We start from the raw sequence: 7,536 nt of genomic DNA on the forward strand, positions 1-7,536 counted from the left end.
AGGCCCCCGGCCCGGCGCGCCAACTCCACCCACGGAACCCGGAGGGCGCCCGGGGTGGTGCCGCCCGCGCCCCCGGTTGGCGCGGCGCCGGGGGCCGCGGGAGTCTTGAGGGGCGGCGTAACGGTCAGACGGCGACGGGCCGTTGCGCCTCGTACGCCTCGCGCAGCCGGGCCTGGGCCGCGGGGCCCGCCCCGAGGTGGTCGAGTCCGAGCAGGGCCGCGCCCAGGACGGGCGGCGCGACGACGACCCGCGGTTCGGCGAGCGGCGCGGCCTCGGCCAGACGGGCGGTCAGGTTGTCGATCAGCAGCGGCTGCCGGGAGGCGAGCACGCCGCCGCCGAGCACCAGCGGGGTCCGCGTGTCGAGCAGTTCCAGCCGCCGCAGGGCGACGACGGCGAGCCGGACGATCTCGTCGGCCTGGCGGTCGATCAGTCCCAGGGCGACCTCGTCGCCCTGCTCCGCGACGGCGAACAGCACCCGGACGATCTCGTGCAGCCGGCTGGTCGGCAGGTGCCCGAGGTGGACGGCCTCGGCGACGGCGCCGGCGCTGGGCAGGCCGAAGTGCTCGGCGATGGCGCGGGAGAGCCCGGTGGGGCCGCCGCGGCCGTCCTCGTGGCGGACGGCGTGCCACATGCTGGTGACGGCCAGGCCCCCGCCGCCGCCCCAGTCGCCGGTGAGCTCGCCGAGGGCGGGGAAGCGGGCGGTGCGGCCGTCGGGCAGCAGGCCCACGCAGTTGATGCCGGCGCCGCAGACGACGGCGACGCCGCGCGGGCCGTCGGTGCCGGCCCGCAGCAGGCCGAAGGTGTCGTTGACGACGGTGTTGCTGGTGCCCCAGGGGTGGGATTCCAGCGCGGCGCGCAGGGCCTCCTCCTCGACGGGCAGGTCGGCGTTGGCCAGGCAGGCGCTGACGTGGCTGGTGAGGACGCCGCTCCAGGCGGGGTGGCCGGCCGCGGCGGCGGCCTGTTCGACGAGCGGGGCGAGGCCGGCGACGGCGGCGGCGCCGCCGATCTTCTGGGGTGCGAAGCCGCCGCCGCGGGCGGTGCCGTGGACGGTGCCGTCGGCGCCGATCAGGGCGACGTCGGTCTTGGAGTTGCCGGCGTCGATGGCGAGGACGCCTGGCAGGATCGGTTCGGGCTGGTGGGTCATCAGGTCCCCGCGGCTCGTACGTGGCCCGGCCGTGGCGTTGTCCCCGGCCGGGGGTGGTCGGTCTCCTCGCAGTGCCCGGCCCGCGACACCCTCATATCGCGGGCCGGGCGGCTTTCCCGGCGGGGCCCGGGTGCGTAGCCGGGCCCCGGGCCGTCAGGCCCAGGCGAGGTGCTCGCGGTTGTGGGCGAGCAGCCGATCGGTGAGCTGGTCGGCGAGTTCGAGCTGGCCGACCAGCGGGTGGGCGAGCAGGGCGTCGAAGACCCGGTCGCGGCCGCCGTGCAGGGCGGCGTCGAGGGCGAGGTGCTCGTACGCGGTGACGGCGGCGATGAGGCCGGCGTACAGCGGCTCGACGGCCCGCTGGGGGAGCGGCCGGACGCCGTTGGCGTCGACCTCGGCCGGGACCTCGATGACGGCGTCGTCGGGCAGGAACGGCAGCACGCCGTTGTTCGGCGCGTTGACGACCTGCACGGACGTCCCGCCGCCGGTGCCGAGCAGCGCGGCGATCAGCTGGACCGCCGCCTCGGAGTAGAACGCGCCGCCGCGCTGGCCGAGGAGTTCCGGCTTGGTGTCGAGGGCCGGGTCGGCGTACATCTCCAGCAGCTGCCGCTCGATCTCGGCGACCTGGGCGGCCCGCGAGCCCTGCACCTTGAGTTCCTCGACGACGGCGTCGTGCTGGTAGAAGTAGCGCAGGTAGTAGGACGGCACGACGCCGAGCCGCTCGATGACGGGCTGCGGCAGGTGCAGGTCCTCGGCGATGGCCTTGCCGTGCGCGGCGAGCAGCTCCGGCAGCACCTCCCGGCCCGTCGTCGAGCCCGGGGCGTCGAGCAGGGTGACGCCGCGCTCCCAGGTGAGGTGGTTGAGGCCGACGTGGTCGAGCCGGATCAGTTCCGGGTCGACGCCGAGGTGGGTCGCGAACTTGCGCTGGAAGCCGATGGCGACGTTGCACAGGCCGACGGCCTTGTGCCCGGCGTTGCGCAGTGCGCGGGTGACGATGCCGACGGGGTTGGTGAAGTCGACGATCCAGGCGTCCGGGTTGGCGCGCCGGACCTTCTCGGCGATGTCGAGGACGACCGGGACGGTGCGCAGCGCCTTGGCGAGGCCGCCGGCGCCGGTGGTCTCCTGGCCGACGCAGCCGCACTCCAGCGGCCAGGTCTCGTCCCGGTTGCGGGCGGCCTGCCCGCCGACGCGCAGTTGCAGCAGCACGGCGTCGGCGTCGGCGACACCGGCCTCGACGTCGACGGTGGTGGTGACGACGGCACCGTGCCCCTGCTTGGCGAAGATCCGCCGGGCGAGCCCGCCGATCAGCTCCAGCCGGTCGGCGGCCGGGTCGATGAGCACCAGCTCGCCGATCGGCAGGGTGTCGCGGAGCCGGGCGAAGCCGTCGATCAGCTCCGGGGTGTACGTCGAACCGCCGCCGACGATTGCCAACTTGAGTGCGGACATCAGCCCTTGACCCCTGTCAGTGTCACGCCTTCGATGAAGGCCTTCTGTGCGAAGAAGAAGAGGATGATCACCGGTGCCATCACGAGGAGGGTGGCGGCCATGGTGAGGTTCCAGTTGGTGTGGTGGGCGCCCTTGAACGACTCCAGGCCGTACGAGAGCGTCCAGGCCGCGTGGTTGTTGCTGGCGTAGATCTGCGGGCCGAAGTAGTCGTTCCAGCAGTAGAAGAACTGGAACAGGGCGACGGCGGCGATGGCCGGCTTGGCCATCGGCAGCACGACCTTCAGCAGGGTGCGCAGGTCGCCGCAGCCGTCGATCCGGGCGGCCTCGATGTACTCCTTGGGGATGGTCAGCAGGAACTGGCGCAGCAGGAAGATCGAGAACGCGTCGCCGAAGGCCATCGGGATGATGAGCGGCCAGAGCGAGCCGCCGAGGCCGAGCTGCTTGGCCCAGAACAGGTACATCGGGATGACGGTGACCTGCGGCGGGAGCATCATCATGGCGATGACGGCCATCAGCGCCAGGTTGCGGCCCCGGAAGCGGAACTTGGCGAGCGCGTAGGCGACCGGCAGGCTGGAGACGATGGTCAGTACGGTGCCGAGGCCCGCGTAGAGCAGGGTGTTGCGCCACCAGGTGAGGAAGCCGGGGGTGTCCCAGACCTTGCCGTAGTTGCCCCACTGCCAGGAGGTCGGCCAGTAGTCGGTGGTGAGCGCCTGCTGGTCGGTCATCACCGAGGTGAGGAAGGCGAAGACGAACGGCAGCAGGAAGAACAGCGCGGCGGCGATGGCCAGCGAGTGCACGGCCACCCAGTGGAGCATCGCGCGGCGGCGGGCCGCCCGGGCGGCCGGGCCGGAGGCGCGGGAGGGGCCGGCCGGGGCGGGCGCCTTGGTGAGTGTGGAGCTGAGAGTCATGATCGGGTCCTCATCGGTCCGCTGGGTCCGCAGCACACGGACTAGTCGTCACTCGCCATGAAGCCGGACTTGCGGCGGAGCAGGAGCGAGGTGACGGCCATCGAGATGGCGAACAGCACCAGGGCGACGACGCACGCCGCGCCGTAGTTGAAGCGCTGGAAGCCGAGGTTGTAGACCATCTGCGGCAGGGTCCAGGTGGAGCCCTGCGGGAAGCCGGGCTCGAACTGCTGGCCGGAGTTGCCCGCGATGCCGCCGGCGACCTTCCCGGCGACGATCGCCTGGGTGTAGTACTGCATGGTCTGGATGACGCCGGTGACCACGGCGAACATGATGATCGGCGAGATGTTCGGCAGCGTGACGTACCGGAACCGCTGGAAGGGTCCGGCGCCGTCCAGTTCGGCGGCCTCGTACTGCTCCTTGGGGACGTCGAGCAGCGAGGCCATGAAGATGACCATCAGGTCGCCGATGCCCCACATGGCGAGCATGGTGAGCGCGGGCTTGGACCAGTCGGCGCTGGCGAACCAGCCGGGCTGCGGGAGGCCGAGCTCGCCGAGGAAGTGGTTGACCGGGCCGGTGCCGGGGTTGAGCAGGAAGGCGAAGGCGACGGTGGCGGCCACCGGCGGTGCCAGGTACGGCAGGTAGAACGCGGTGCGGAAGAAGCCGGCGCCGGTCTTGACCTTGGTGATGAGCAGACCGATGCCGAGGCCGAAGGCGACCCGCAGGCTCACCATGATGAAGACCAGCCACACGGTGTTGCGCAGGCCCTGCCAGAACGCCGGGAGGTCGTTGAAGACGTAGTCCCAGTTCTTCAGGCCGCTGAAGGTGGGGGCGCCGAAGCCGTTGTACTTGGTGAAGGAGAAGTAGGCGGTGGAGATCAGCGGGTACAGGAAGAAGACGCCGAAGCCGATCAGCCAGGGGGAGAGGAAGGCGAGGGTGCGGGCCGCCTCCCGGCGGCGCTTCCGGCGCAGCAGGTGCTGCGTGGAGGGCGCCGCCGGGTCGGTCGATCCGGTGCCCTTGCGGGTGCCGAACGCGAGTGACATGGGAGCTCCGTGGACCGTTTCCGCTACTTCGCCTGGGCGATGGCGGCGTCGATCTCCTTGGCGGTGGCCGCGAGGCCGGCCGCGAGATCGGGCTGCTTGCCGGACTCGTAGTCGTAGCCGAGGTTCTGCAGGGAGGCGATGTAGCCGCTGCCGTTGACGGCCGCCGGGGTGGTGCCCGAGTACTGGTTCTTGGCGACGTCGATGAAGGTCTTGAAGTTCGGGTCGCTCGTCAGCTTCGGCGAGTTGAGCGCGTCGAAGGTGCTGGGCACGTTGTGGATCGCGTTGGCGAAGCCGACCACCGCGTCGGTGTCGGTGGTCAGGTACTTGACCAGCTCCCAGGCCGCGGCCTGCTTCTTGCTGCTGCTGGCGATGCCGACGATGGTGCCGGTCTGGTAGCCGCGGCCGTAGGTGTCGGCCTGGTCGTCCGGGACGGGGAACGCGGCGGTGGCCCAGTCGAAGTCGGGCTTGTTGTCGGCGAGGGCGGCGGTGCGCCACTCGCCGTCGATGGCCATCGCGACCTTGCCGGTGAGGAAGGGGTTCTTGGCGCTGAACTCCTCGCCGAAGGTGGCGCGGTACTTCTCCAGCTTGGTGTAGCCGCCGAGCTGGTCGACCATGTCCTTCTGCCACTTGAGCATCGCGGCGACCTTCGGGTCGGCGGCGATGTTCGACTTGCCGTCGGCGCCGAAGTAGGTCGGGCCGTACTGGCCGAGGAAGTGCTCGGTGGTCGACTCGTAGCCGTGGTACAGCGGCATGAAGCCGAGCTGCTTGTAGCCGTCGCCGTCCGCGAGGGTCAGCTTCTTGGCGTCCTCGGCGAACTCGCTGAAGGTCTTCGGCGGGTTGGCGATGCCCGCGTCGGCGAAGGCCTTCTTGTTGTAGTAGAGGCCGTAGGCGTCGCCGAGCAGCGGCAGCGAGCACTGGTTGCCCTGGAACTGCGTGTAGTTGAGCATCGCGGCCGGGAAGGTCTTGACCGGGTCGATGCCGCTCTTCTGCAGCAGCGGCTTGAGGTCGGTGAACGCCTTGGTCGAACAGAACATGCCGACGTTGTTGGTGGTGAAGGAGGAGACCACGTCCGGCGCGTCGTCGCCGCCGGCCCGCAGGGCCTGGTTGACCTTGTCGTCCGCGATGTTGTCCACGGCCTTGACGTGGATGTTGGGGTGGGCCTTCTCGAAGGCGGCGATGTTGTCGTTGATCGCCTTCACCTCGTTGTCCTGGCTCCAGCCGTGCCAGAAGGTGATGGTGACGTCCTTGCCGCTGGCCGAGTCGTCGCTGCCGCTGCTCTCGCTGCTGCCGGTGCAGGCGGTGGCGAGCAGGGCCAGGACGGCGGTGCCGGTGACGGCGGCGATCGTGCGACGGCCTCTGCGGGAGGTGGTGGAGTGCACTTCGAGGTCCTCCTGGGGGTGCGCGGGCAGGCGTCATTGCCTCGGGGCCCGCGTTCGGGGGTGGGGAGAGGTGGGTGCAGGGTGCGTGCGGGGTGGCGGGCGACCGGGGAGCGTCGGTGGGTGGGCGTCGGTGAACGTCGGTGAGCGGCTGTCGGTGGGTGGCTGTCAGTCGGGTGGCTGTCAGTGGGTGGAGAAGACCGCCTCGCGGGCGTCCGCCAGCGCGCGTTGCAGGGCGCCGAGCAGGACGGGCGAGCCGGGCAGGGCGCTGCTGCGGACCTCGGGCCGGGCGATGGAGAGCCTGGCCAGTTCGTCCTCGACGAGGGCGCGCAGGCGTTCGCCGCCCGCGGTGGGCACCGCGCCGGAGAGGACCACCAGCTGGGGGTCGACGACGGCGACGATCGCGGCCAGTCCGACGGCGAGCCGGCCGGCCAGTTCGACGAGGAAGGCGTCGCCGGCGCCCGGGGTCTCCAGGGCCTTGGCGATCGAGTCCTCGGCGGTGGGCGCGCCGAGCCCGTGCTCGCGGGCCAGGGTCCGGACGGCGGGTGTGCCGACCAGCTCCTGGAACCCGCCGAACTTGCGGCGGCGCACGTCCCGCGCGACCGGTGAGCCGGGCACCGGCATGTAGCCGACCTCCCCGGCTCCGCCGGTGAAGCCGCGGTGCAGCCGGCCGGCGATGACGATCGCGGCGCCGGTGCCCGCACCGGCCCAGAGCAGGACGAAGTCCTCGGAGCCCCGCGCCGCGCCGGAGGCCTGTTCGGCGACGGCGGCGAGGTTCACGTCGTTCTCGATCGACACGGGCGCGCCGATCGCCTCGGACAGCTCCTCGACCAGCCGCGGCGAGTGCCAGCCGGGCAGGTGGGAGGCGTAGCGCAGCTTGCCGGTGACCGGGTCGGGGGCGCCGCCGACGCCGATCGCGGCGGTGCGCAGGCTGCCCGCGGCCAGCCCGGCGGCGCGGACGGTCTCGGCGACGGCGGCGGCGACCTTGGCGACGGTCTCGGCGGCCGGCACGCCCTTGGTCGGCACGGCGTGCTCGGCCAGCGTGGAGCCGGTGATGTCGGCGACGGCGACTCTGATCTCGCTGTTGGTGACGTCCAGTCCGGCGACGTGGCCGGCGGCCGGATTCACCTCGTACAGCTGCGCGTTGGGGCCGGGGCCGCCGGCGGTGGTGCCGACCGGCAGGACCAGTCCGGCCGCCTCCAGGCGGGCCAGCAGCTGGGAGGCGGTGGGCTTGGAGAGGCCGGTCAGGGTGCCGATCTGGGTGCGGGAGAGCGGTCCGTTCTCCAGCAGCAGTTCGAGGGCGGCGCGGTCGTTGATGGCGCGCAGCAGGCTGGGGGTGCCGGCGAGGGGGGCCTTGGCGGTGGTCTTGGTCACGCGCGAAATCCTCCTCTTCCGGCTGGTGGGGGGAGCGACGAGGGTGAACCCTCGGGTTCGGGGAGCCGAACTGTTAGGAAAGTTTCCAGTCGCTTGGGAAGGACCGTACGGGCCCCGTCAGCGGGGTGTCAATGGTCCGTGGCCCGGAGGATGCCGAAGCGTTACCGGGCAGCACGAATAAACACGACCAACGGTGGGTTGTGAAGGGGGGAGTGGTGAAAGGGAGGGGTGTTGGCAAAAGCGAAGAGCAG

The 7,536-nt window shown here is 71.7% G+C and carries 6 protein-coding genes; all 6 read right to left on the minus strand.

Features of this window, described 5'->3' with window-relative positions:
- Window positions 1-124: 124 nt before the first annotated feature.
- The 6 genes from ACFV61_RS32625 to ACFV61_RS32650 all read right to left on the minus strand — a co-directional run bounded on the left by ACFV61_RS32625 (window position 125) and on the right by ACFV61_RS32650 (window position 7,285).
- A complete protein-coding gene (locus ACFV61_RS32625; RefSeq protein WP_380430906.1) occupies window positions 125-1,144 on the minus strand; it encodes an N-acetylglucosamine kinase in 1,020 nt (339 codons plus the stop codon).
- A 153-nt stretch (window positions 1,145-1,297) separates the two neighbouring features.
- Window positions 1,298-2,587, minus strand: a complete 1,290-nt coding sequence (locus ACFV61_RS32630) for a 6-phospho-beta-glucosidase (RefSeq protein ID WP_063349451.1) — start codon at window positions 2,585-2,587, stop codon at window positions 1,298-1,300.
- A complete protein-coding gene (locus ACFV61_RS32635; protein WP_063351434.1) occupies window positions 2,587-3,495 on the minus strand; it encodes a carbohydrate ABC transporter permease in 909 nt (302 codons plus the stop codon). The genes ACFV61_RS32630 and ACFV61_RS32635 overlap by 1 nt, the downstream gene beginning before the upstream one ends.
- Before the next feature lie 41 nt (window positions 3,496-3,536).
- On the minus strand, window positions 3,537-4,535 hold the full coding sequence (locus ACFV61_RS32640; RefSeq protein ID WP_079135906.1) for a carbohydrate ABC transporter permease: 999 nt from the start codon (window positions 4,533-4,535) through the stop codon (window positions 3,537-3,539).
- A gap of 23 nt (window positions 4,536-4,558) precedes the next feature.
- Window positions 4,559-5,914, minus strand: coding sequence for an ABC transporter substrate-binding protein (locus ACFV61_RS32645; protein ID WP_380495608.1), 1,356 nt, complete (start codon window positions 5,912-5,914; stop codon window positions 4,559-4,561).
- Window positions 5,915-6,094: 180 nt separating this feature from the next.
- On the minus strand, window positions 6,095-7,285 hold the full coding sequence (locus ACFV61_RS32650) for an ROK family transcriptional regulator (RefSeq protein WP_244293469.1): 1,191 nt from the start codon (window positions 7,283-7,285) through the stop codon (window positions 6,095-6,097).
- Window positions 7,286-7,536: the final 251 nt, after the last annotated feature.

Source organism: Kitasatospora sp. NPDC059817, assembly GCF_042731835.1.
Taxonomy (GTDB): domain Bacteria; phylum Actinomycetota; class Actinomycetes; order Streptomycetales; family Streptomycetaceae; genus Kitasatospora.